The sequence below is a fragment of the Thiohalophilus sp. genome, from assembly GCF_046483665.1.
GTDB lineage: Bacteria > Pseudomonadota > Gammaproteobacteria > UBA6429 > Thiohalophilaceae > Thiohalophilus.
On sequence record NZ_JAWOCR010000041.1, the window covers coordinates 36,832 to 60,342 of the forward strand.

The 23,511-nt window shown below is 55.1% G+C and carries 20 protein-coding genes; 13 read left to right on the forward strand and 7 right to left on the reverse strand.

The window, feature by feature from the left end:
• Window positions 1–12 precede the first annotated feature (12 nt).
• Window positions 13–333: a DUF2288 domain-containing protein gene (locus R6U90_RS09390; protein WP_410352426.1), complete on the reverse strand. Its 321-nt coding sequence runs from the start codon at window positions 331–333 to the stop codon at window positions 13–15.
• A 69-nt stretch (window positions 334–402) separates the two neighbouring features.
• Window positions 403–1,770, reverse strand: a complete 1,368-nt coding sequence (locus tag R6U90_RS09395; protein WP_410352427.1) for a glycoside hydrolase 100 family protein — start codon at window positions 1,768–1,770, stop codon at window positions 403–405.
• Window positions 1,771–1,944: 174 nt separating this feature from the next.
• Between R6U90_RS09395 and R6U90_RS09400 the strand changes: the two genes are divergently transcribed.
• Together R6U90_RS09400 and R6U90_RS09405 are read left to right on the forward strand one after the other, a co-directional pair.
• Window positions 1,945–2,856: a carbohydrate kinase family protein gene (locus tag R6U90_RS09400; protein ID WP_410352428.1), complete on the forward strand. Its 912-nt coding sequence runs from the start codon at window positions 1,945–1,947 to the stop codon at window positions 2,854–2,856.
• Window positions 2,853–5,015: an HAD-IIB family hydrolase gene (locus tag R6U90_RS09405; RefSeq protein WP_410352429.1), complete on the forward strand. Its 2,163-nt coding sequence runs from the start codon at window positions 2,853–2,855 to the stop codon at window positions 5,013–5,015. Before R6U90_RS09400 ends, R6U90_RS09405 begins: the two co-directional genes overlap by 4 nt.
• Window positions 5,016–5,159: 144 nt before the next feature.
• Here R6U90_RS09405 and R6U90_RS09410 read toward each other — a convergent pair whose 3' ends face one another.
• Both R6U90_RS09410 and R6U90_RS09415 read right to left on the reverse strand, forming a co-directional pair.
• Window positions 5,160–6,029: an HAD-IIB family hydrolase gene (locus R6U90_RS09410; RefSeq protein ID WP_410352430.1), complete on the reverse strand. Its 870-nt coding sequence runs from the start codon at window positions 6,027–6,029 to the stop codon at window positions 5,160–5,162.
• Complete coding sequence (locus tag R6U90_RS09415; RefSeq protein ID WP_410352431.1) at window positions 6,022–7,284, reverse strand: amylo-alpha-1,6-glucosidase; 1,263 nt, start codon at window positions 7,282–7,284, stop codon at window positions 6,022–6,024. Before R6U90_RS09415 ends, R6U90_RS09410 begins: the two co-directional genes overlap by 8 nt.
• A gap of 88 nt (window positions 7,285–7,372) precedes the next feature.
• On the opposite strand from R6U90_RS09415, the gene pgl reads away from it, so the two are divergent.
• Together pgl and glk are read left to right on the forward strand one after the other, a co-directional pair.
• Window positions 7,373–8,104 (forward strand): 6-phosphogluconolactonase, encoded by a 732-nt coding sequence (pgl, locus tag R6U90_RS09420; RefSeq protein WP_410352432.1) that lies wholly within the window; start codon window positions 7,373–7,375, stop codon window positions 8,102–8,104.
• On the forward strand, window positions 8,101–9,066 hold the full coding sequence (glk, locus tag R6U90_RS09425) for a glucokinase (RefSeq protein ID WP_410352433.1): 966 nt from the start codon (window positions 8,101–8,103) through the stop codon (window positions 9,064–9,066). The genes pgl and glk overlap by 4 nt, the downstream gene beginning before the upstream one ends.
• 279 nt (window positions 9,067–9,345) lie before the next feature.
• Here the strand turns inward: glk and zwf are convergent, their stop codons facing one another.
• The 3 genes from zwf to R6U90_RS09440 form a co-directional block, all read right to left on the reverse strand.
• On the reverse strand, window positions 9,346–10,827 hold the full coding sequence (gene zwf / locus R6U90_RS09430) for a glucose-6-phosphate dehydrogenase (protein ID WP_410352446.1): 1,482 nt from the start codon (window positions 10,825–10,827) through the stop codon (window positions 9,346–9,348).
• Window positions 10,827–11,735, reverse strand: coding sequence for a phosphogluconate dehydrogenase (NAD(+)-dependent, decarboxylating) (gene gnd, locus R6U90_RS09435; protein WP_410352434.1), 909 nt, complete (start codon window positions 11,733–11,735; stop codon window positions 10,827–10,829). The genes zwf and gnd overlap by 1 nt, the downstream gene beginning before the upstream one ends.
• A 313-nt stretch (window positions 11,736–12,048) precedes the next feature.
• Window positions 12,049–13,446: an MBL fold metallo-hydrolase RNA specificity domain-containing protein gene (locus tag R6U90_RS09440; RefSeq protein ID WP_410352435.1), complete on the reverse strand. Its 1,398-nt coding sequence runs from the start codon at window positions 13,444–13,446 to the stop codon at window positions 12,049–12,051.
• A gap of 350 nt (window positions 13,447–13,796) precedes the next feature.
• On the opposite strand from R6U90_RS09440, the gene R6U90_RS09445 reads away from it, so the two are divergent.
• The 9 genes from R6U90_RS09445 to R6U90_RS09485 all read left to right on the forward strand — a co-directional run.
• A complete protein-coding gene (locus R6U90_RS09445) occupies window positions 13,797–14,309 on the forward strand; it encodes a DUF1269 domain-containing protein (protein WP_410352436.1) in 513 nt (170 codons plus the stop codon).
• Between the two features lie 163 nt (window positions 14,310–14,472).
• A complete protein-coding gene (gene rimP, locus R6U90_RS09450; RefSeq protein WP_410352437.1) occupies window positions 14,473–14,952 on the forward strand; it encodes a ribosome maturation factor RimP in 480 nt (159 codons plus the stop codon).
• Between the two features lie 73 nt (window positions 14,953–15,025).
• Complete coding sequence (gene nusA, locus R6U90_RS09455; protein ID WP_410352438.1) at window positions 15,026–16,522, forward strand: transcription termination factor NusA; 1,497 nt, start codon at window positions 15,026–15,028, stop codon at window positions 16,520–16,522.
• Window positions 16,523–16,559: 37 nt separating this feature from the next.
• Window positions 16,560–19,079, forward strand: coding sequence for a translation initiation factor IF-2 (gene infB / locus R6U90_RS09460; RefSeq protein ID WP_410352439.1), 2,520 nt, complete (start codon window positions 16,560–16,562; stop codon window positions 19,077–19,079).
• 39 nt (window positions 19,080–19,118) lie between these two features.
• Window positions 19,119–19,490 (forward strand): 30S ribosome-binding factor RbfA, encoded by a 372-nt coding sequence (gene rbfA / locus R6U90_RS09465; RefSeq protein ID WP_410352440.1) that lies wholly within the window; start codon window positions 19,119–19,121, stop codon window positions 19,488–19,490.
• A gap of 12 nt (window positions 19,491–19,502) precedes the next feature.
• Window positions 19,503–20,429, forward strand: coding sequence for a tRNA pseudouridine(55) synthase TruB (gene truB, locus R6U90_RS09470; RefSeq protein WP_410352441.1), 927 nt, complete (start codon window positions 19,503–19,505; stop codon window positions 20,427–20,429).
• Window positions 20,430–20,550: 121 nt separating this feature from the next.
• Window positions 20,551–20,820, forward strand: a complete 270-nt coding sequence (rpsO, locus tag R6U90_RS09475; RefSeq protein WP_410352442.1) for a 30S ribosomal protein S15 — start codon at window positions 20,551–20,553, stop codon at window positions 20,818–20,820.
• A gap of 24 nt (window positions 20,821–20,844) precedes the next feature.
• Window positions 20,845–22,929: a polyribonucleotide nucleotidyltransferase gene (pnp, locus tag R6U90_RS09480; RefSeq protein ID WP_410352443.1), complete on the forward strand. Its 2,085-nt coding sequence runs from the start codon at window positions 20,845–20,847 to the stop codon at window positions 22,927–22,929.
• A 330-nt stretch (window positions 22,930–23,259) separates the two neighbouring features.
• Window positions 23,260–23,511, forward strand: a 252-nt coding sequence (locus tag R6U90_RS09485; protein ID WP_410352444.1) for a hypothetical protein, incomplete at its 3' end; no start/stop codon positions are given.

The following is a 23,511-nucleotide window of genomic DNA, read 5'->3' on the forward strand; positions in this document are numbered from 1 at the left end:
TAATCGTAATTATCAGTGTGCACTGATTTCCTGCACGATCACCCAGGGAGCGACAACAACGCTCCAGAAGTCGGTTTCCTGCTCGGTCCATTTCAATGCATGCTCGTCATGCGCACGGGCAAGCTGTTCCTGCTGAATCCACTGTTCGATTTGGCGCCTGTTATCCTCGGCAAATGCTGCAGCAACGTCGATCAGGTCCAGATGTGGGCCGACGACGACTACCACCCCCCGGGCGAAGTGACGTTGCAATTCGGACCAGGAGAGTTGTCCGGTTTCCAGGTTTAGCTTTTGCCGCAGTTCGGCGGCATTGAGTTCAACAGGTTCGTCTGACATGACTGAGGGTTTGTTTGATAAAGCTGGAATTATACCGGATACAAGTGTTGCAGGAATACCGCTGTCCCCTTAATGGGGAAGCAGATCGAGCAAGCCGGGATTCTCCAGTAGTTTGTAGGAGAAAATGAGCGAAGCCGCGGTCCAGACCTGATGGCTGTTCGAGCGCCGGCCAATCAGGCGTCCGGAACGGCCGTCATAATACTCAGGCCATTCGTCCAGTGGTAGTTTATTCAGGGCGATCTGGAAGGCGCGTTCGGCCAGATCTCCGCGACCGGTTTTCTGTGCTGCAGCCACGAAAGGCCATAGCAACACAGGCCAGTTGCCGCCATTTTGATATGACCAGGCGGCGTTTTTGGGATCACTACCGGTTCGGACCTGCCATTCCAGTCCTTCCATGGCCGGATAGATAATTTTCAGCGGCATTGCGCCGACCAGATCTGGCCAGCGTAACTCATACAGACGAATAATTCGCTCGGACTGTTCATCGGATGCCAGACCGAACATGATAGCCAGCAGATTCCCCAGGGAGAAATAACGAAAATCGATGCGTCCGACGCCCACATTACCGACAAGATATCCGCAGTCGTCGGGCATCCACTCAATCACCCAGTCGGGGATTGACTCGGGATAGACATTGAGGACATTCACGCTGTCGTGTCCGAATTCCTCGGTGGTATAGCGGTGAATTTCATTCAGTCGCCGCAGATCGAGCCAGTAAAACAGACGCACATAGCTCTGCAGCGCCTGTTCACGGGTCATGGCGGTATTAACCAGTGAGTTATCGCTTTCAGGCTCTTTTTCCTCGAGCAGGGAATGGATAATTCGCAAGATCCCGTAGAACAGGGCCTGGATCTCCAGAGGGTGGCCATAAATCCCCATGCGTCGATCGATCATGCTGCAGGCATCGGGCACCAGGAGAGCCGGGGTGATCTCAAAGGTGTCCTTGAGACAAAGATGCAGAATCTGCCGCATAGCCTGCTGAAAGTCGGCTCGTTTGGCCAGTGAATTATCGCCGGTACTACGGGTGTAGATAAACAACAGAATCAACCACCACATCATGGAATCAACCGGGGCTACACGACCAATGGCCTTTTCGCCAAAGTCGGCCTGTAGCCGCTCGTTACCGTCGAAGTCGGTGGCTACGGTAAAACTCGCCGGCATGACACCGGGCTGGATTTCATGACCGGCAACCGTGCGTTCGCTGGTTCGCAATTCCAGAACCGCCTCCAGAAAGTTGCGAACAATTTCGGGTTTGCCGTCCGCCAGAAATACCAGCGCGGAGGGAACAAAGTCACGAATAAAGCATTCTTCATAGTTCGCTGCAGCAAGATTCGTCTGTTTCAGTGCGGCAACAGTACCTACCGGTTTACCACGATAATAGACAATCGATTGATTGAGAATCTCGTAGGCGCGTTCTATGATGTGTTCTACAGACATAATAAATGCTTAACCTGATTGGTCAGGAATGGAGTCGATGACGATTATAACCACATGTTCGGTTATCATAAATACCCTACAATTTTTATGCCAGAAAAGCCTGGAATTCGCCTGTATGACCGAATGTAGCTCTTGTATGATAAATAAATTGATTTACGCCCAGGGGAGACGGGCATGACAGGTTTGTCTACGCCGATGCGACCGGTTATTTTTGGTGAAGTATTGTATGACATGTTCCCTGATGGCACCGAGGTGCTCGGGGGTGCTCCGTTCAATGTCGCATGGCATCTGCAGGGGTTGGGCCTGGCGCCGTTGTTCGTTAGCCGGGTCGGTCATGACAGGCTCGGAGATCGGATTCTGCGCGCCATGGATGAATGGGGGATGGATACCTCGGCAGTGTTTCAGGATCCGGACCACCCCACCGGCCAGGTCCGGGTCAGCCTGGAAAACGGGCAACCCGATTTTGATATTGTCTCCGATGTTGCCTATGACCATGTCATGCCCGGCATGGTCAAAAACCTGTATGACCATCCCGCCTATGGCCCACTATATCATGGCTCACTGATCGGTCGCACGCCAGATTCTGCCAAAACGCTTTCCTTGTTGCGTCAGAGCGCGCCCGCCATTTTCATGGATATCAATTTGCGTGCGCCATGGTGGAACAAGATGCAACTGGATGAACTATTACAGGGCATAAACTGGATTAAACTGAATGACGATGAGCTGACTACTCTGAGTGGTTGCCAGAGCAATAATAGTCAACTGATCGAGGAAACCACGCGGGGGATGCTTGAAAGCTATAGCTGGGAAGCGGCTATTGTGACACGCGGCAGCGAAGGTGCCATGCTGGTAAAATCAGAGGAAACCCGCCATATCCCTCCTGTCGAGGTTGGACGCCTGGTCGATACCGTTGGGGCAGGCGATGGCTTCAGTGCTGTCTGGCTGGCGGGACTGCTCAGAGACTGGCCTGATGAAGTCAAGTTGCAGCGAGCCGTGGAATTCGCGTCAGTTATCTGCAGCCTGCGTGGGGCCATCAATCAGGACGAGGAATTTTATCGTTACTACCGTTATCTCTGGACACTATGAAAAATAATAATGACAACGACAAACTTTATATTGTTTTAATCAGTGTACATGGGCTGATCCGTGCCAATAATCTCGAACTGGGACGGGATGCCGATACAGGCGGCCAAAGTTTGTATGTGGTTGAGCTGGCCAGAGCATTGGCAGCCCGCGACGATGTCGAACGTGTCGATCTTTTGACCAGACTGGTAGAAGATCCCAAAGTTGCTACTGATTACAGTCACGCGCAGGAAAAACTCTCCCCCAAAGCCAATCTGATCCGCCTGCGCTGCGGCCCTCGCCGTTATCTGCGTAAGGAAGTCCTGTGGCCTTACCTCGATGAGTTTATCGACCATGCCTTGCAACATATCCGCTCGCTCGGTCAGGTGCCGGATTTTATTCACGGTCATTACGCCGATGCAGGTCTGGTAGCGGCACGCCTGGCCGGTTTGCTGGGCACACCGATGATCTTTACCGGCCATTCACTGGGCCGGGAAAAACAACGTCAGTTATTGAACAAAGGCGTTAAAAAGGAAAAACTCGAATCCCAGTACAATCTCAGCCAGCGCATCGAAGCCGAGGAGATCGCACTGGGTACTGCCGCGATGATCGTCGCCAGTACGCATCAGGAAGTTGAGCAGCAGTACGCCAAATACGACAATTACCATCCTTCGCGGAAGGAAGTGATTCCACCCGGCGTGGATATCAGCCGTTTCCGCCCGCCCGAGAAAGATGAAAAATTGCCGGAAATCGCCAGTGAACTGGCGCGCTTTCTTCAGCAGCCGGAAAAACCGATGATACTGGCCCTGTCCCGTGCTGACGAACGCAAGAATATCACCACCCTGGTCAAGGCCTATGGTGAGTCGCCCGAGCTACAAAAACAAGCCAACCTGGTGATTGTTGCGGGCAATCGTAATGATATCAGCGAAATGGAAAAAGGAGCGCGGGCAGTTCTCAAGGAACTACTGCTATTAATCGACAAGTACGACCTCTATGGTAAAGTCGCTTATCCAAAGCATCACAGCAGTGACGATGTTCCGGCACTTTACCGGCTTGCCGCCCGAACCGGTGGCGTATTCGTTAATCCGGCATTGACCGAGCCGTTTGGCCTGACGCTGATCGAGGCAGCGGCCAGTGGTCTGCCCATCGTTGCGACCAATGATGGCGGACCAAATGAAATCGTCGCCAACTGTCAGAACGGTATTCTGATCGATCCTCATGACAGTGAGGATATTGCCAATGCCTTGTTCAAAGCCCTGTCCGATAAAAAACAATGGGAATTCTGGTCAAAACAGGGCTACGAAGGTTCCCATCGACATTACAGCTGGGAAGGTCATGCTATGACCTATCTTGAAAAAATCAGCGGATTTCGTGAACACCAGTATCGTGCCTATTTTGTCCCTGAGGGAAAGACCCGGCTGGTATCGCTTGATAGAATTGGCTTTACAGCAATCGATAACGCCCTGTTTGGTGACGAGGCAGCGTTGAAACGTTTGATGGCTTATCTGGAACAAAATGCCACGCACATCGGCATGGGGTTGGCGACCGGCCGAACCCTTGAATCTACGCTGGAATTTTTAAAAGACTACGATCTTCCTACTCCGGATATCCTGATTACTTCGGTAGGTTCCGAAATCCACTATGTCCATCAGGATAAACGCATCGTTGAAGATAATGCCTGGCGGCGGAACCTGGATTATCGCTGGAAGCCGGCAGAACTGTGCAAAGTCATGTGCGAATGTCCCGGTATTAAACTGGCCCCGGAGTCAGAACAACGCGAACATAAAATTACCTATACCATTGATCCTGAAAAAGCACCGGGTGTTCGGGAAATCAAACGTCATCTACGTCGCCATGACCTGCATGCCAAGGCGATTCTTTCGGAAAAAACCAATCTTGATTTGTTACCCATCCGGTGCTCCAAGGGGCTGGCCATTCGTTATTTGTCAATCAAATGGGGTATGCCGCTTGACCATATCCTGGTCATCGGCGATTCGGGTAACGATGAGGAAATGCTGCAAGGCAGTACTCTTGGTGTCGTGGTGGCCAACCACAGTCCGGAACTGGATAAACTGCGCGACAAGCCCCGCATCTATTTTACGGAAAAAAGTTATGCCGATGGCATTATCGAAGGGATCGAATACTATAACTTCCTCGATAAAATCAGGATTCCTAATGACTAAATAGATGGTTGGGGATATATAACGCAGAGGACGCAAAGACGCGAAGAACGCAAAGTTTTATTTCTGGATTATTTGGATAGTTGAATTGTTGTATTAAGAATAAACGGCTTTCTTCGCGAACTCTGCGTCTTTGCGTCCTTTGCGTTAATTTCCACGATCCTGACTGCTTCCCGCTTCTGATAGCCATTGCTTGATTTGGGGAATGTAGTGAGCCAGGCCTTCAAGGATGCCGGCGGCGTAGTTGCCGTTCATTTTGAGAAAATCGCCCCGGGCAATATACAGTCTGTCGGCATAGCCGTTTTGCCAGGCTATTTCGGTGGCCTGCTGTTTGATGGCATCGCTGGCATTGTTGACCAGGGTGGCCTGGATCTCACTGGTCAGTACCTCGAGATCATTACCGCTGTCGCCGGAGAAGACAGTCGAATCCACCGTGAATTCCTGCGACTGCATTAAAAACCGGATTGCCTCCAGTTTGTTGGCACGCTGCGGAAGAATATCCAGCAGGCCGATTTGTTTGGGATCATCGATACTCCAGATGAGGTTGTAACGTATGGGACGTGCATCCAGTCGCTGTCTGATTTCGTCCAGTAGCGCATCAATGGATATATCGACAGGGGCATAATAACTGAGTTTGTAATCGTTCTGCTTGTGAGCTTCCTGCAGCGTCAGTGCGTCAATATCCTGCAACCATCCGTCAATATCGGTGCGCTGGTAATCGCCCCAGTCCCGGCTGATTTCTTCCTGCCATGCGCTGATCAGCTGCCAGCGATCCCCTTCAATGGCGTATAAGGTAGTACCCACATCCCCGATCGCATAATCGGGCATAGGTAAATGCCATTCCCGGATTGCTTCGTTCAACAACACTTTGTCACGCCCGGATACATAGGTCAGGTATACCTCGTCCCGTTCAACCAGCTGGCGCAGACGTGGACGCGCCAGGGAGGACTCGGGCGGATGGCCATTGGGGAGCAGGGTTCGATCCAGATCGGTACAGATCAGAACGCGCTCAGTCATGGTCGATCCGAAACAGGCTTTTGCCCTTGAGAGCCCAGTGGCCGATTAATGCTGCGGCGGCACTCCAGCCCTGTTTTCGGGTCCCGCCGGGCGTCAATTTTCTGCCATGGACAAACTCGGGAAAGCTCCAGGCTTCATCATCGCTGTCCAGCGCGTTGGCCTGGTGTATACCGGCAAGGTACTGCCGGGCGAGTGAGTCTTTGCCCCGGCTGGCCAGATCGGCAACATAAAAGCCGGTCAGCATCGGCCATAAACCCCCATTATGATATTCATGCGGTTTGTTCTTGAAAGTATAGGAAAAGGTCATTTGCAGATCCGTCCAGTCCTGATCCGGGGGATGAATAACCGGATGAAATGCCGGAATCAGAGACAGTTTTTTCGGTGTAATGGAGTGAATAAAGTCGTCTACCGCTTCACTCTGTTTCTCCTCGGCGACATCCAGCAGGGAGGCAAGAATATTGGCAAACGCATCGAAACGATAACCATAGCCGGTAGGGGAGAAAAAGGGCATCCAGTATCGTCCGGCACAGCCTGACGCCGCTTCGCGCCCCTTGCGATAAAGAACCTCATGATAGGCGTCATCAGGAATTCCTTCCCCGTTATGGAACCAGTAGTTAGCCTGAATCAGGTGTTTGAGATGAGCGATGCGTTCCTTGAGAGGATGGTCGCTGGTGCCCTGCAGATCCTGATGCACGGTTCGCAGACTTCGCAGGGCCTGTAAATAGAGCAGCTGATCATACAGTACATAACCGGAATGCAGATATTCATCGGCCCAGTCGCCTGCCTGAGGCACATAAATGAGGCCGCGGTTGTTGAACTCCCAGGCACCGAGCAGGAAGCGGATATTTTCCAGTACCGGCACCATCTTTTCGATGAATTCGCGATCGCCGCTGGCTTTCCAGTATTCCCCGCAGCCAATGACAAACCAGAGACAGGCGTCTATCCGGCCGGTAGTACCACCATAGCTGACACGTTGCGCGGCCGGGTCCACGTTACTGGGGATTTCACCATGCGGTCCCTGATAACGCGCCAGCGTCTGTAATGTTTCTCTGGACGCCTCGATCAGTTCAGATTCTCCGGTCAGCAGGGCGGCCAGAGAGAGGATAACCCCGTCACGGGACCAGATGCGCCGATAATTATCGTTGTCTGTCGGGCTGGCCAGAAACCCCACACGAGTCCGGCATTCATGCAGGAGTTCGCAGGCTTTCTGGTAGCCGTTTTCTTCGATGTCACTGGAGGCTGTATGTCTTGACATGAGAACAGGAACTGGCCAAGTTATAGAGAGTCTTTACCCTAATTAGTGTATGTTGATTTGAACCGTGAATCAACGCAGGAGGCCATGCTTGAAATCTCAGCAGTCGTATCAGGTTTTTCTCGACCGGGAACAACTGGTTCGTGCCGCCGCGCAACGGTGGATGGAACTGGCCAATGAATCGATCCGTGCCCGCAACAGTTTTCATGTTGCTCTGGCCGGTGGTGCGACGCCGAAACCGGTTTACGAACGGCTGCAGCGGGAAAATCTTGACTGGGACAGAATCCATCTTTACTGGGGTGATGAGCGGGATGTCCCGGCCGATCATCCCGACAGTAACTACCGAATGGTCCGTGAAGCCCTGATTGATCATGTTCCGATTCCGGAAGCCAATGTGCACCCCATCCATGTCCTGCCCGATATTGAAACCACCGTGGAGGAGTATCGCCAGGTACTGGATAATCTTCATCGGGGAACCAATGGTCATCCCTGTTTTGATCTGATTATGCTGGGTGTCGGGGATGACGGGCATATCGTGTCACTGTTCCCTGAAAGCTCGGCCCTGACTGTAACCAACACCCCGGTGGTCAGTGTTTATGTCGAGAAACTGAACAGCTGGCGTGTAACTCTGACCTATCCGGTGCTCAACACCGCTCGCTATCTCATGTTGCTGGTCAGCGGTGAGGCGAAGGCCCCGGTGATCGCCCGGGTTTTGGGTTCTGATACCGAGCGCAGGTATCCGGTTCAGAAACTGGCCCCGTCGGGGCGCATTGAATGGTATCTGGACGAGGCCGCCGCCCATGAGCTGCAGGAGTCGTCATGATTATTGCCGGGGACCTCGGGGGGACAAACTGTCGGCTCCTGCTGGCCGAGGTGCAGGCGGGACAGATTGTAGTGCACAGTGAGCAGCACTATCCGGCCAGCGACTTTACCGATTTTGAGACGGTACTGGAGCGTTTTGTGAGTGATTACGACATTCATTCACAAATCGTCTCGGCCTGTTTTGCCGTGGCCGGACCGGTGCGGGATCGCCGCGTTGCCCTCACCAATCTGCCCTGGACGCTTGATAGCGAGCGATTGGAACAGCGCTTTACCATCCAGAGGGTCCACCTGATCAATGATTTTGTTGCCAATGCCTACAGCCTGGCGACTCTGCAGCCGAGCGATTATCACCTGTTGCAAACAGGGCAGACGACCGATGGCAACCGGGTCGTACTCGGGCCGGGTACGGGTCTGGGAATGGCCCTGGTGACTACACATAAGGGAGAGAGGGTGGTTTTGCCTTCGGAAGGCGGACACATGGACTTCGCTCCGCTGGATGATGAACAGGCCGATCTGTTGCGGTTTTTACAGCGCAGTAGTGCACGAGTCAGTTATGAGCAGATCCTTTCCGGGCCCGGGCTGGTACGGTTGTATCGTTATTATGCCTGGCGTCACGGTGTTGAAGCCGAATCCGTGATGCAAAGTGATGACCCGCCGCAGACCATCAGCCGCCTGGCTCTGGCGGAGGCAGATCCACAGGCCAAAGAGACACTGAAACTGTTTTTGCGTATCTATGGCAGCTGCGCCGCCAACCTGGCCCTGGTGGGCCTGGCCACCGGCGGCGTTTATCTGGCCGGCGGTATTACCGCCCATCTGCTTGCGGCTCTGGACAAAAGCGATTTTCTTTCTACTTTCAACAACAAGCCACCGATGAACGGACTGCTGGAGACAATGCCGATCAAAGCCATCACCACCCCACGCGCCGGCCTGCTCGGCGCCGCCTGGTATGCCGGGAATCAGTGAATTTTTAACGCAGAGGCGCAAAGACGCACAGGATGCAGAGAACGCAGAGAACGCAAAGAAAATATGTAAAAGTTGGCAGTGACAGTTAGCAGAGGTGGACGCGGCTGTGCGTCAATTAAAAACCGGATAGGATGCCTTGCTATGCGCCACCCTTTGGGCAGTGCAGAGGGATGAATAGCAAGGCATTCGGATAAGTACTGTTATCTTTGCGGATTGTGCAATAAATTAAGTAATAAATTATTCCTTTGCGGACTTTGCGCCTCTACGTTGAGTCTTTTGTCATTCTTCGTCGAGCGAGTTGCGCCAGTCGTGGTCTTCGTGGTCGAAGAGACGGGTGTCTTCGGGCGGTCCCCAGCTACCGGCGGGGTAGGTGGGGATAAATTCGTTGTCACTGTCCCAGGCCTTGACGATGGGATCGACAACTTCCCAGGCCAGCTGGATTTCGTCGTAACGTAAAAACAGCGAGCGGTCGTTTTCGATGACATCCAGCAACAGGGTTTCGTAGGCATCGAGCGGATAGGCGTTGATGCCGCAATAACTGGCGTCCATGCGGGTAGTGTGGGTCTGCATCTCCAGCCCCGGTTCCTTGACCTGCAGTTCCATACGCAGACACTCCCGGGGCTGTATACCCAGCAGGATCCAGTTGGGTTTGAGTTTCTCAATCTGGGTCTTGCGAAACAGCTGTTGCGGCGGATGCTTGAAACGAATGCTGATCATGGAACTGTTCTGGGCCAGTCGCTTGCCGGTACGCAGGTAGAACGGTACGCCGCGCCAGCGCCAGTTATCGATATACAGTTTCAGCGAGGCATAGGTTTCGGTGGCGCTGCCGGTGGGAACACCGTCTTCATCGACATAACCGGCTACATTCCGGCCGTCGATTTTGCCGCGAGTATACTGGGCACGATAGGCGTGTGCGTTAGTGGCGCGCCGGGGAATGGGGCGGATCGACTTGAGTACCTTGACCTTCTCGTCCCGCAGGGACTCGGCGTCCAGATTGGCGGGCGGTTCCATTGCAACCAGTGTCAGCATCTGCAACAGGTGGCTCTGGATCATGTCGCGCATGGCGCCGACCCGGTCATAAAACGCGGCCCGGCCGGCAATCCCCTGGGTCTCCGAATGGGTGATCTGCACATGATCAATGTAATTGCGGTTCCATAATGGCTCCAGCATCACGTTAGCAAAACGGAAGACCAGCACGTTTTGCACCATGCCCTTGCCAAGATAATGATCAATTCGAAAGATCTGTTTCTCGTGGAAAGTCTTTTGCAGATTTTCGTCCAGCTGGGTGGCGCTTTGCACATCATAGCCAAAGGGCTTTTCGATAACGAGCCGACGCCAGCCCTGAGTTTCGTTGTTCAGTCCCGCGCTGGCAATGGCCTGGCTGACCGCCGAGTAGTAGGAAGGCGGGATCGCCATGTAAAAGACCAGGTTTGTCGGGATGCCGGGATTGGACTCCAGATAGGCCTTGAGATCCTGTAATGACTCGCCGTGGGTCATATCGCCACTGAATACATGCAGGCGCTGTAACAGGCGCTGCATAACGTTATCGTTGAGGCCGTCGCGCGCACGCTCGCGCAACAGTTCAGTGACCTCTTTATGCCATTGATCCTCGCTCATCGCCTGGCGGGTAAACCCGACCACGCACATCTCTTCCGGAAGCCGGTTGGCTTCTTCCAGATGGTAAAGGGCAGGCAGCAACTTGTTACGCGCCAGATTGCCGGTCGCGCCAAAAACAATAAAGGTGCAGGGGTCCAGTTCCATCATTCTGATTTTACCGCATGGCCGCCAAAGGCCTCACGCATTTTGGCCAGGATACGATTTGCATAGGCCGTGTCATCCTGGCTGGCGAAGCGCATATGCAGAGCCAACGCCAGCACCGGTGCGGCGGTCCCCTGATCGATGCTCTCCATCACTGTCCAACGACCTTCGCCAGAGTCGGCGACGTAGGGGCTGATGTTGGTCAGTTGCTGATCCTCTTGTAAAAACCCGGCGCTCAGATCCAGCAGCCAGCTGCGTACCACCGAGCCGTGACGCCACAGCTCGCTGACCTGTCCCAGATCCAGATCAAACTCCCGTTTCCCCTGCAGCAGGGCGAAGCCTTCGGCATAGGCCTGCATCATGCCGTATTCGATGCCGTTGTGGATCATTTTGGTGAAATGCCCGGCGCCAGGCGGACCAACATGGGCCCAGCCATTGTCGGCAGAAGGAGCCAGCACCTTGAATACCGGCAGCAGCGGTTCCACGTGGGCCCGCTCTCCGCCGACCATCATGCAGTAACCTTCACTCAGTCCCCAGACACCCCCGGAGGTTCCGGCATCGACAAAGCCAATCTGGTGTTCTGCCAGCAAGGCCGCGCGGCGCTGGCTGTCGTGATAATTGGCGTTGCCGCCGTCGACCACGATATCGCCCGGTTGCAGCAGGCCGGGCAGGGCCTGCAAGGTCTGCTCGGTCACTTCGCCGGCGGGCAACATCAACCAGACAATGCGCGGTGCCGGTAACTGTTCGATCGCCTGCTCCAGGCTGTCAGCAGGGATCAGATTTTCTTCCTCCGCCAGCTCGCGAACGATCTGCGGCGAGCGGTTGTAACCGACCACCTCGATCTCCTGGCGCAACAACCGCCGGGCCATGTTGGCGCCCATCTTGCCCAGACCAATGAGTGCAATACGCATGAATTTTCCCGTTCGTTGAAATGATATTATTAACTTAGCACAGTGGAGGCGTGATTATAAAATAAGAGACTAACGCCGAGGCGCAAAGACACAAAGACACAATTGTTTTCTTGCCTGATGCTAATATCCGTCGCGATAATCATACCCGTCCGTATGCCTCGTTCTTCCTCCATGCCACTGCCTCAGCATGGTGCATAGTAGCCTGCACTGTTCAAGTGCAGTACAGCCACCCCTGCTTCTATCAACTGCCATTTGCTATCTGCCAACTATTACAGGTTTTCTTTGCGCTTCTGCGTTGAAAAGGTGTTTATTCCTACAGCTCGATTTTTTCCCTGTAGGCGGGCAAGTGGGCATTCCAGTCGTATTGCTGGCGAAACTGTGCCTGCAGGATTTCGCGCTTGTCCTGTTCGCCGTGTACCAGGTAGAGCTTCGGCCGCGGTTTGAAGTGGCCGGCCCATTCAAGCAGGTGTTGCTGGTCGGCATGGGCGCTGAACCCGCCGAGGGTATGAATGTGAGCTTTTACCTGGACTTCGTGACCGAACAGTCTGAGCTGTCTGGTACCGTCGACCAGGGCTCGGCCGGCTGTTCCGGCGGCCTGAAAACCGACGATGATCAGGTGCGTATTGTTTTTCCAGAGGTTGTTTTTCAGATGATGGCTGATACGTCCACCGGTACACATGCCGCTTCCGGCGATAATAATCGCTCCCCCGTGAATCTGGTTGATCTGCATTGACTCCTCGGTCGTTCGTGTGCAACGCAGACCGGGTAACCACTCCTCCCAGCGATGTTTGACTGTTTTGACAAAAGTCTGTGCATCATCGTCATTGAACAGATGCAGATAGCGAAAATAGAGTTCGCTGGCAGAGATGGCCATGGGGCTGTCGAGAAAGATCTGCTGCTGGGAAAGGCGTCCCTGGCGATAAAACTTGCCCAGCCAGAACAGGATCTCCTGAGTGCGGCCCACGGCGAAAGAGGGGATCAGGACATTGCCTCCGGCATCATTGGCAGCTTGCAGGGCCTGATAAAATTCTTCCACAGTGTCAGGATAAGAACGATGGTTGTGATCCCCGTAAGTGGATTCCAGCATCAGGGTATCGGCCTGTTGCAAAAACGCGGGGTCCTGTAACAGCGGATGGTGGATATTCCCGAGATCGCCGGAGAAGACGAGTCGGCGGGGAGGCTCGGAATCATCGAATGTCAGTTCCACAATCGCCGAGCCGAGTATATGGCCGGCATCATGGTACTGGAGCTGTATGTCCGGGGTAATCGGGGTACGCTGCCTGTAATCGAGTGTCTGGTGCAGTTGCAGTGTGTTTTCGACATCCTTATCAGTGTACAGCGGCTCAAGCAGGGATTTTCCAGCACGCTTGCGCTGTTTGTTTTCCCATTCGGTATCTTTCATCTGCAAAAAGGCCGCATCGTGCAGCATGATCTCGATGAGATCGTGGGTGGCGCGGGTCATGTATATCGGTCCCCGATAGCCTTCCTTCACCAGTTTAGGCAACAGGCCGCTGTGGTCCAGATGGGCATGCGAGAGTACGACCGCGTCGATCTCGGCCACGCTAAACACAAAGGGCGCTTCATTGGCCTGATCGGCGCCGCGACCCTGATGTAACCCGCACTCGAGTAACAGGGTACTGCGGTCAGTGCGTATCAGATAGGCCGATCCGGTGACTTCGCCGGTGGCGCCGAGAAACTGCAGCGTTGCCATACTCCCCCTGTTTTGCCTGCCCCCCGGCTGGCGCTTTATCGGACACTCTACACGCAAAACAGGTGTCCGCAATACCGGCCGATAAGAGACAGGCCTGGGCGATTTCCCGCCCCGCCGGCGAGGGGCGGGGCGTTCTGTTTTGGGAGCTGCAGGTGTCTTCTTCCCAACGCAAGGGGCCGGGGCTTGTATTCAGGGGGAAAGGCGATGAGGCATATGGGCACAATCCAGATGGGGTGGAACACGCTATTCAAACTGTTTTTGTCAACTATACTGGGAATAACAAGGCGAAATTCTTCTCCAACGATCGGGTTCGGCCCGACCAACCCTCGATAAGAGGAAGGAGATATCCGATGAGAAGACGATTATATTTCATACTTCCCGATGTTAAATCGGCCCAGTCGGTTCATGACGAATTGTTGCTGGCAAAAGTTGAAGAACGGCACATTCATGTACTGGCCCGTTCCGATATGGAACTGGGTGACCTGCCCGAAGCGTCCCTCCTGCAACGCAGTGATCTGATACATGGTGCCCAGCTCGGGGCCATTGTCGGCGCTTTTGCCGGGGTATTGCTCGGCACTCTGGCCGTGATAATGGGTTATATCGTCCCGGGCCTCGAGGTCTTGTCGGTTGGCTCGATTACCGTCGGCGGGGCCCTGATCGGGCTGTTTGCCTCGACCATGGTGGCGGTCAATATACCCAATAGCCGGCTGAAGGGATTCCGGACCAGGATCGAGCAGGGATATCTGTTGATAATGGTCGATGTGCCCGTGGAGCAGGTCGAAACGCTCTCGAAGAGGGTCAAACAGCACCATCCGGAAGCCGAGGTGCGTGACGTCGACCCGACTATTCCGGCCTTTCCCTGAGCCGGTGGGGGGTCGAGGGCCTTGCTGGCTGCGGGGTAAGGGGGTAAATTTCACTTTGCAGGATTGCCGGGCCTATATATAAGGTGTTACAATCCGGCACGAATTTGGTGTTATTCAGGAAGTGGGCCTCGCGCCCACTTTTTGTTTAGGGGTGTACCGAAAAATGGGACGGGCAACAGACAGGCTAACCACACTGATCGCCTCGGCCGTACAGGCGCTGGGTTATGAGCTGGTGGGCGTCGAGCATCAGTCCCAGGGCAGGCATACAGTGGTTCGGGTCTTCATTGACTCGCCGGAAGGTATCACCCTGGAAGATTGTGAGCAGGCCAGCCATCAGATTAGCGGTGTACTGGATGTCGAGGATCCGATCCGGGGGCAGTATAATCTCGAGGTTTCCTCGCCGGGACTGGACCGACCCCTGTTTACGCCTGAACATTACGCCCGTTTTATCGGTGAGAAAGTCAAACTGCGCTTGCGCCATATGCTTGACGGGCGACGCAAGCTGGCGGGACGTATCGAGAGCGTCGACGGCGATGTCGTGCGGATTATTGATGACGCCGGTGAGGTGTATGAATTAAACGTGGATCAGGTTGAAAAAGCCAATCTGAACCCCGATTACGATGCGATTATGCAGAGTCATTAATCGCTTATGAAACGAAGCGATAACGAATTTAAACAGTTAGCTTGCATTTGATTTTGCTTTCAGAGGCCGGGTTATGAATAAAGAAATTTTGATGGTGGTTGATGCGGTATCCAACGAGAAAGGCGTGGACAAGGATACCATTTTTGGCGCCATCGAGGGTGCGCTGGCCACGGCGACCAAAAAACGCTACAACACCGATGTTGATCTGCGCGTCAGTATCAACAGGGACAATGGCGACTATCAAACCTTTCGTCGCTGGGAAGTGGTGGAAGATGACGCCATGGAGCATCCGGAGCGCGAAACCACGGTGAGTGCGGCACAGTTTGAAGAGCCTGATATCCAGGTCGGCGATTTTGTCGAGGAAGAGGTCGAATCAATCGAGTTTGGTCGTATTGCCGCCCAGACTGCCAAGCAGGTTATCGTACAGAAAGTTCGTGAAGCCGAGCGCGCGCAGGTTATTGAAGAATATGAAAGCAAGGTCGGCCAGCTGGTAATGGGCGTGGTCAAGCGAGTTGAACGCGGCAACGTCTATCTCGACCTGGGTGGAAACGCCGATGCGATTATTCCACGTGAAGATATGATCCCGCGTGAATCGGTGCGCCCCGGTGATCGGATACGCGGCTATCTCAAGGAAATTCGTCCCGAAGCCCGTGGCCCTCAGCTGTTTGTCAGCCGTACCACTCCCGAGTTTTTGATCGAACTGTTCAAGATTGAAGTCCCTGAAGTCGGTGAAGGTCTGATTGATATTCTCGGTGCTTCTCGCGATCCCGGCTCCCGGGCCAAGATTGCGGTACGCAGTAACGATTCACGCATCGATCCGGTCGGCGCCTGTGTAGGTATGCGCGGCTCGCGCGTCCAGGCAGTGTCCAACGAGTTGTCCGGTGAGCGTATCGATATTGTTCTGTGGGATGAAAATCCTGCCCAGTTTGTGATCAACGCCATGTCACCGGCGGACGTTGAATCCATCGTGGTGGACGAGGATACCAACACCATGGATATCGCCGTGGCCGAGGAGCAGCTGTCCCAGGCCATCGGTCGGGGTGGCCAGAACGTTAAACTGGCCAGTGAACTGACCCGCTGGACATTAAATGTCATGTCTGTCGCTGACATGGAAAGCAAGAGCGAAGAAGAATCCGAGCGGGTTCAGAAGCAGTTTATGCACTCGCTGGACGTGGATGAAGAAGTGGCTTCAATCCTGGTACAGGAAGGTTTTACAACTATAGATGAAGTCGCCTATGTTCCCATGGATGAACTGCTGGCGATTGAGGAATTCGACGAGTCGATCGCTGAAGAATTGCGTGGTCGGGCCAAGGACGTCCTGCTGACCCGCGCCATCAGTACTGAAGAAACCGTTGACAGTGCCGAACCAGCCGAAGATTTGCTCAACATGGAAGGTATGGACCAGAGCCTGGCTTACAAGCTGGCCGGCAAGGAAATCTGCAGCATGGAAGACCTGGCCGAGCAATCTGTCGACGAGCTGATGGAGATTGATGGAATGGATGAAGAAAAAGCCGCGCAACTTATTATGAAAGCGCGCGAGCCTTGGTTTGCTGAAGAACAAAGTCAGTAAAACAAGCTAAAACGCTGAGGAGCAGGAGAGAGATTATATGGCAGATGTAACCGTCCGACAGTTCGCAGAAGTGGTAGGTATATCGGTAGATAGGCTGCTGGAACAATTCAAGGAAGCAGGCCTGCCGGTGTCCGACGCTGATGCGACGATTACGGATGCCGAAAAAATGGAATTACTGTCGTTCCTGCGCAATAAGCATGGCGCAGAGGGCAATGGCCTCAAGGAACCGAAGAAAGTCACCTTGAGCCGCAAGTCCACCAGCGAGCTCCGCCAGACCGGCGGACACAGTAAAGGTAAGTCAGTTACCGTCGAAGTGCGCAAGAAACGAACTTACGTCAAGCGCAGTACGGTGATGGAGCAGGAACAGGAAAAGGCAGAACAAGTTCTGGCTGAAAAGGCCAAGCTGGAAGAAGAGCGGCGTCAGGCTGAAGAAGCGGCCAAGCAGCGTGAGGCGGAAATTCAGGCTAAACGCAGCGCCGAGGAAGAAGAACGCAAGGCGCGCGAAGCTGAGCTTGAAGCCAAGCGCAAGGCCGAAGAAGAAGCGCTTGCCGCCAAACAGCAGCAGGAAGAGATTACGCGCAAACAGGCCGAGGAAGCCAAGGAAACCAAACCGGGCGCTCGCCCCGCCAAGGCGAAAAAAGGTAAGGAACGGCACCAGGATGACAGCGGTACTCGCTATGGCCGCAAGGAATTGCACGTTACCGCTGACAAGTCAGGCAAACGGCGCAAGCGTTCCTCGGGAAAATCCCGTCCTGTGGCAGCCGGTTCATCCGGGGAGCACGGTTTTCAACGGCCCAATGCGCCGATCGTGCATGAAGTGGCGTTGCCTGAAACCATTACCGTCTCCGAGCTGGCGCAGAAAATGTCGGTCAAGGCCGCTGAAGTGATCAAGGTCATGATGGGTATGGGCTCCATGGTGACCATTAACCAGGTTCTGGATCAGGAAACTGCTGCTGTGGTGGTCGAGGAGATGGGACACATCTCGAAACTGCACAAGGCTGACGCGATCGAAGATGACCTGGTTCTCGAGGGCGAAGTCGGCGAAGCGGTTCATCGTGCGCCGGTGGTGACTATTATGGGCCACGTCGATCACGGCAAAACCTCCCTGCTCGATTATATTCGTCGCAGCAAGGTGGCGTCCGGGGAAGCCGGAGGCATTACCCAGCATATCGGCGCCTACCATGTCGAACAGGAAAACGGGGATATCACTTTTCTTGATACCCCGGGCCATGCCGCATTTACGGCCATGCGTGCCCGTGGTGCCCAGGCGACGGACATCGTGATTCTGGTGGTCGCCGCTGATGACGGCGTCATGCCGCAGACCAAGGAAGCAGTGCAACATGCCAAGGCTGCCGGTGTGCCGTTGATCGTCGCGGTCAACAAGATGGATAAACCCGAGGCCAATCCCGACCAGGTCAAGAATGAACTGGCGCAACTGGATGTCATTCCTGAAGAGTGGGGTGGCGATACCATGTTTGTCCATGTTTCAGCCGCGACCGGGGAGGGCATTGAGTCGCTACTGGAAGCCATCCTGCTGGTTTCCGAAGTTCTGGAGCTCAAGGCTACCTGCGAGGGCAATGCCCAGGGCGTGGTGATCGAATCCCGTCTGGATAAGGGCCGCGGCCCGGTCGCGACGGTTCTGGTCCAGAAAGGAACTCTGCGTAAAGGCGACATTCTGCTGGCCGGTCTTGAGTACGGCCGTGTGCGCGCCATGCTCAATGAAAAAGCCGAACAGGTTGAAGAGGCTGGTCCCTCGATTCCGGTCGAGATTCTTGGTCTTTCCGGTACACCCAGTGCCGGTGACGATGCGGTGGTGGTCCCCAATGAACGCAAGGCGCGTGAAGTGGCGATGTACCGCCAGGGCAAATTCCGTGATGTAAAACTGGCCCGTCAGCAAGCCGCCAAACTGGAGAACATGTTCTCGCAGATGGAAGAAGGTGAAGTCGGGGTGGTCAACATTGTGCTCAAGGCGGACGTACAGGGTTCGGTCGAAGCGATTACCGACGCACTCGAGAAACTCTCCACCAACGAGGTCAAGGTCAAGATCGTCGCCAGTGGGGTGGGCGGAATTACCGAGTCGGATGTGAACCTGGCCGTGGCTTCCAATGCCATTTTGATTGGCTTTAACGTACGTGCTGATGCGGTGGCCAAACGCCTGATCGACGAGGAAGAGGTCGACCTGCATTACTACAGTGTCATCTATGATTTGATTGATGAAGTGAAAGCCGCGATGAGTGGTCTGCTCTCACCGGAGACCCGGGAACAGATCATCGGTCTGGCGGAAGTTCGGGATGTTTTCCGCTCGCCCAAGCTGGGCGCTATTGCAGGTTGCATGGTCACCGAGGGTGTGGTCAAGCGGCATAATCCGATCCGCGTATTGCGCGAGAATGTGGTGATTTACGAAGGAGAACTGGAATCCCTGCGCCGTTACAAGGACGACATTAACGAAGTGAAACAGGGCATGGAATGCGGCATCGGCGTCAAGAACTACAATGACGTCAAGGTCGGCGATCAAATCGAAGTCTATGAACGGTTCCAGGTCGCACGTCAGATCTGATCCGCCACAGACAACGTTTATTACCCAACGGCAGGCTCCATGGCTAAAGACTTCAGCCGAACCCGGCGTATCGGCGAGCAGATGCAGCGCGAACTGGCAACCCTGATTCAGCAGGAGATCCAGGATCCGCGCCTGGGCATGGTGACCGTCTCTGCGGTGGAAGTCTCGCGCGACCTGGCACATGCCAAGGTCTTTATTACCGTGCTCGACGATCAACAACAGGATATCGCCGCAAGCCTGGAAGTACTTAACCGGGCCAGTGGCTTCCTGCGTCATGAACTGGGTCGTCGCATGACTTTGCGCACAGTTCCCATGTTGCGTTTCGTGTACGACGAATCCATGGCCCGGGGTAATGAACTGTCGCGTTTAATCGATGAAGCGGTTAAATCCGATAAACAACGCGACGAGTGAGGTAGTCAGTTAGTGGCAAGGCGTCGTCCCAAAGGCCGTCCCGTCAACGGCATTCTGTTACTGGACAAACCGATCGGACTGACCTCCAATGCCGCTTTGCAGCAGGTCAAGCGGCTGTTCAAGGCCGCCAAGGCCGGCCACACCGGCAATCTGGATCCGGGGGCGAGCGGTCTGTTGCCGCTCTGTTTCGGTGAAGCGACCAAGTTTTCCGGCTTTTTGCTCGATTCGGACAAACGTTACAGGGCCACCTGTCAGCTGGGGGTGACCACCACCAGCGCCGATGCCGAGGGCGAGGTCCTGGAACGCAAGCCGGTGGGAGAATACAGCCGGGTCGAGGTAGAGGCGATTCTGGCACGGTTTATTGGCGAGATCGAGCAGATCCCGCCAATGCACTCGGCGATCAAGGTCAATGGCCAGCCGCTCTACAAACTTGCCCACCAGGGCAAGGAGATCGCGCGGCAGCCGCGCCGGATAACCATCCACAGTCTGGAACTGATCAGCCTGGAGGGCGATCAGATGGTGCTGGAGGTGCATTGTTCCAAGGGAACATACGTTCGCACCCTGGCCGAAGATATCGGCCACCAGCTGGGCTGTGGGGCCCATCTGTCGGCTCTGCGTCGCACTACCGCCGGCCCCTTTTCCGTGGCGGATGCGATCACCCTGGACGAGCTGGAACAGCGGGCCGAACAGGAGGAACTGGCGGCTCTGGATCGGGCCCTGCTGCCGATCGAGGCGGCGCTGGATGACTGGCCGGAGCTGGTGCTGACGGATAACACAGCCTATTATCTCTGCCAGGGTCAGGCAGTGCAGATCGCACGAGCTCCGACCAGCGGACTGGTGCGCCTGTTTGTCGGCGATGCACACCGTTTTATCGGGGTGGGCCGGGTTCTGGCTGACGGCCGGGTGGCGCCCCAGCGACTGGTAAGCAGCGCCGGCTGAGGCGCGCCTGACAAAGAAAAAAGGGCATTTCCTTGCGGAGTGCTTGTATAACGGACCGGTGCGCGGGTAGAATACGCGCTCTGATTTTTAGGCAAAATGATTGTAGAACAGGAGCTTGCGAATGGCCTTAAGCGCCGAACATAAGTCCACGATAGTCAACGAATATGCCCGCTCTACCGGTGATACCGGGTCGGCGGAAGTCCAGGTTGCACTGTTGACGGCTCGAATTACTGAACTGTCCGACCATTTCAAAATGCACAAGCAGGATCACCACTCCCGCCAGGGGCTGCTACGCATGGTCAGCAAACGGCGTAAATTGCTCGACTATCTGAAAAACCGGGATCTGGAACGTTATCGACAGCTGATTACGAAACTGGGTCTGCGCAAGTAATTCACGCCGGTAGAAGGACAATTCATGCCAGTTACAATAAAAGAATTCAAATATGGTGATCACACCGTAACGCTGGAAACCGGGGAAATTGCCCGACAGGCCACCGGCGCCGTCAAAATCAGCATGGGCGAGACTGTCGTGCTGGTGACGGTGGTGGCGGAAAAAGAGGCGGTTGAAGGCCGCGACTTTTTCCCGCTTACCGTTAACTATCAGGAAAAAACCTACGCGGTGGGTAAAATCCCCGGCGGGTTTCTCAAACGCGAGGCTCGACCGTCGGAAAACGAAACTCTCACCTGCCGCCTCATCGATCGCCCCATCCGTCCCCTGTTCCCCAAAGGTTTTGCCAACGAAGTCCAGATTATCGCCACGGTCCTCTCGCTGGACCCGGAGGCGACGCCTGACGTGGTTGCCCTGCTGGGCACCTCGGCCGCGCTGGCCGTCTCTGGTGTACCCTTTAATGGTCCGATTGGTGCGGCTCGTGTTGGTTACAAGGACGGTAACTACCTGCTGAACCCCGGTAGCGAGGGGCTGGAAGGTTCCGAACTCGACCTGGTCGTCGCCGGTACTGAAAACGCCGTACTGATGGTCGAATCCGAAGCCAAACTGCTCAGCGAAGAAATTATGCTGGGCGCCGTGATGTACGGTCACGAACAGATGCAGACCGCGATCGATGCCATCAAGGCATTTGCCGCCGAGGTGGGCACCCCCGCCTGGGACTGGCAGCCGTCGAGCGTTAACGAAGCCCTGCACCAGGCTGTCGCCGAAGCCGGCGAGACCCGGTTCAACGAAGCCTATACCATCAGAGAAAAGATGCCGCGCTATGACCGGTTGAACGAAATCCGCAGCGAGATTCTTGCAAAACTGGTCTCCGACGAAGAGGGCGGTTACAGCGAATCTGAGGTCCAGGGGGCCATCGGCAAGCTGGAGAAGAAGGTCGTACGCAGCCGGATCATTAACGGCGAGCCGCGTATCGACGGTCGCGATACCCGCACCGTGCGCGATATCACTATCAAAACCGGCGTGCTACCGCGAACCCATGGCTCGGCCCTGTTTACCCGCGGCGAAACCCAGGCACTGGTGGTGACCACCCTGGGGACGGACCGTGACTCCCAGGTGATCGACGCCCTGGAAGGCACTTATCGCGAGCCGTTTATGCTGCAGTACAATTTCCCGCCCTATTGCGTGGGTGAAACCGGCCGCACCGGTATGCCGGGTCGTCGCGAGATCGGCCATGGCCGTCTCGCCAAGCGCGGCGTCATCGGCGTGATGCCGGATATGGAAGAATATCCCTATTCCCTGCGCGTGGTCTCCGAGATCACCGAGTCCAACGGTTCCAGCTCCATGGCTTCCGTGTGCGGTTCCAGTCTCTCCATGATGGATGCCGGCGTACCGCTCAAGGCGCCGGTGGCCGGGATTGCCATGGGCCTGATCAAGGAAGAGAACAAGTTTGCCGTGCTCACCGACATCCTCGGCGACGAGGATCATCTCGGCGACATGGATTTCAAGGTAGCAGGCAGCGAGGACGGTGTCACCGCCCTGCAGATGGATATCAAGATCGACGGTATCACCCGTGAAATCATGGAAGCCGCCCTGGAGCAGGCCAAAGAAGGCCGTCTGCATATCCTGGGCAAGATGAACGCCGTGCTCGACAAGCCCCGTCAGGAACTGTCCAGCTACGCGCCACGTTTTATCACCATGAAGATCAACCCGGACAAGATCCGCGACGTGATCGGCAAGGGGGGGGCGACGATCCGCGCGATCACCGAGGAGACCGGTACCAGCATCGACATTACCGATGACGGGGTGGTCAAAATTGCCTCTAACGACCAGGTCGCGGCCGATGAAGCCCGTCGTCAGGTCGAGCAGCTGACCGCCGATGTCGAAGTGGGCAAGGTCTATGAAGGCAAAGTCGCCAAGCTGATGGATTTCGGGGCCTTTGTTACCATCTTGCCCGGCAAAGATGGTCTGGTCCACGTCTCGCAGATCTGCGAAGAGCGGGTTGAGAATGTCAGTGACAAGCTCAAAGAAGGTGAGATGGTCAAGGTCAAGGTCCTGGAGATCGACAAACAGGGCCGCATCCGCCTCAGCATGAAGGCCGTCGGCCAGTAAGCCGGCATCCCAGGTGCTTGATAAAAAAGGGCCTCTCGAGGCCCTTTTTTTGTGCCAGTTAGAGAGACTCTGGGAGTAAACGCGGAGTTCGCAGAGGCGCAGAGACGCGGAGAATAAATAATTAAATCAATACCTTAATTAACTCAGGCAACAATACCCGGTTTTTCTCTGCGCCTCCGCGCCTCTGCGTGCTCCGCGTAAAATTGCAGAGAGTTCGAAAAGGGAGAGGGTGAAAATCTGGATTGGCCCGGTCTGTGCATATTTATCGGCAGAGGTGAATATTTGCCGCCCCGGGGGCGGCGCAGATTGCGAGGAGAGAGGATGAGAGCAATGAGGAGACTGGGTGGTTTGCTGTTGCTGTGCGGCACGCTGGCAGGCTGTGCGCTGCCAGCGCCGCCGGATGCGGTGCAAGCGCCGGATAATGCCATGGTATTCGAGCACCTGGTGGCGACACAGGAGATAACCAAAATCGAATTTCGGGAATACGGCAAATTCTATCTGCGGCCATTCAAAATCCCGCCGGGGGTACTGGTGTTTGAGAACGGCGATTTCATGGTCGAGAATATCAAGCCCGGTAAATAT

What these genes read in the sequence shown, in the direction of transcription:
- R6U90_RS09390 (WP_410352426.1), bottom strand. Translation starts at nt 333, where the DNA reads ATGTCAGACGAACCTGTTGAACTCAATGCCGCCGAACTGCGGCAAAAG.
- R6U90_RS09395 (WP_410352427.1), bottom strand. Translation starts at nt 1,770, where the DNA reads ATGTCTGTAGAACACATCATAGAACGCGCCTACGAGATTCTCAATCAA.
- R6U90_RS09400 (WP_410352428.1), top strand. Translation starts at nt 1,945, where the DNA reads ATGACAGGTTTGTCTACGCCGATGCGACCGGTTATTTTTGGTGAAGTA.
- R6U90_RS09405 (WP_410352429.1), top strand. Translation starts at nt 2,853, where the DNA reads ATGAAAAATAATAATGACAACGACAAACTTTATATTGTTTTAATCAGT.
- R6U90_RS09410 (WP_410352430.1), bottom strand. Translation starts at nt 6,029, where the DNA reads ATGACTGAGCGCGTTCTGATCTGTACCGATCTGGATCGAACCCTGCTC.
- R6U90_RS09415 (WP_410352431.1), bottom strand. Translation starts at nt 7,284, where the DNA reads ATGTCAAGACATACAGCCTCCAGTGACATCGAAGAAAACGGCTACCAG.
- glk (WP_410352433.1), top strand. Translation starts at nt 8,101, where the DNA reads ATGATTATTGCCGGGGACCTCGGGGGGACAAACTGTCGGCTCCTGCTG.
- zwf (WP_410352446.1), bottom strand. Translation starts at nt 10,827, where the DNA reads ATGGAACTGGACCCCTGCACCTTTATTGTTTTTGGCGCGACCGGCAAT.
- gnd (WP_410352434.1), bottom strand. Translation starts at nt 11,735, where the DNA reads ATGCGTATTGCACTCATTGGTCTGGGCAAGATGGGCGCCAACATGGCC.
- R6U90_RS09440 (WP_410352435.1), bottom strand. Translation starts at nt 13,446, where the DNA reads ATGGCAACGCTGCAGTTTCTCGGCGCCACCGGCGAAGTCACCGGATCG.
- R6U90_RS09445 (WP_410352436.1), top strand. Translation starts at nt 13,797, where the DNA reads ATGAGAAGACGATTATATTTCATACTTCCCGATGTTAAATCGGCCCAG.
- rimP (WP_410352437.1), top strand. Translation starts at nt 14,473, where the DNA reads ATGGGACGGGCAACAGACAGGCTAACCACACTGATCGCCTCGGCCGTA.
- nusA (WP_410352438.1), top strand. Translation starts at nt 15,026, where the DNA reads ATGAATAAAGAAATTTTGATGGTGGTTGATGCGGTATCCAACGAGAAA.
- infB (WP_410352439.1), top strand. Translation starts at nt 16,560, where the DNA reads ATGGCAGATGTAACCGTCCGACAGTTCGCAGAAGTGGTAGGTATATCG.
- rbfA (WP_410352440.1), top strand. Translation starts at nt 19,119, where the DNA reads ATGGCTAAAGACTTCAGCCGAACCCGGCGTATCGGCGAGCAGATGCAG.
- rpsO (WP_410352442.1), top strand. Translation starts at nt 20,551, where the DNA reads ATGGCCTTAAGCGCCGAACATAAGTCCACGATAGTCAACGAATATGCC.
- pnp (WP_410352443.1), top strand. Translation starts at nt 20,845, where the DNA reads ATGCCAGTTACAATAAAAGAATTCAAATATGGTGATCACACCGTAACG.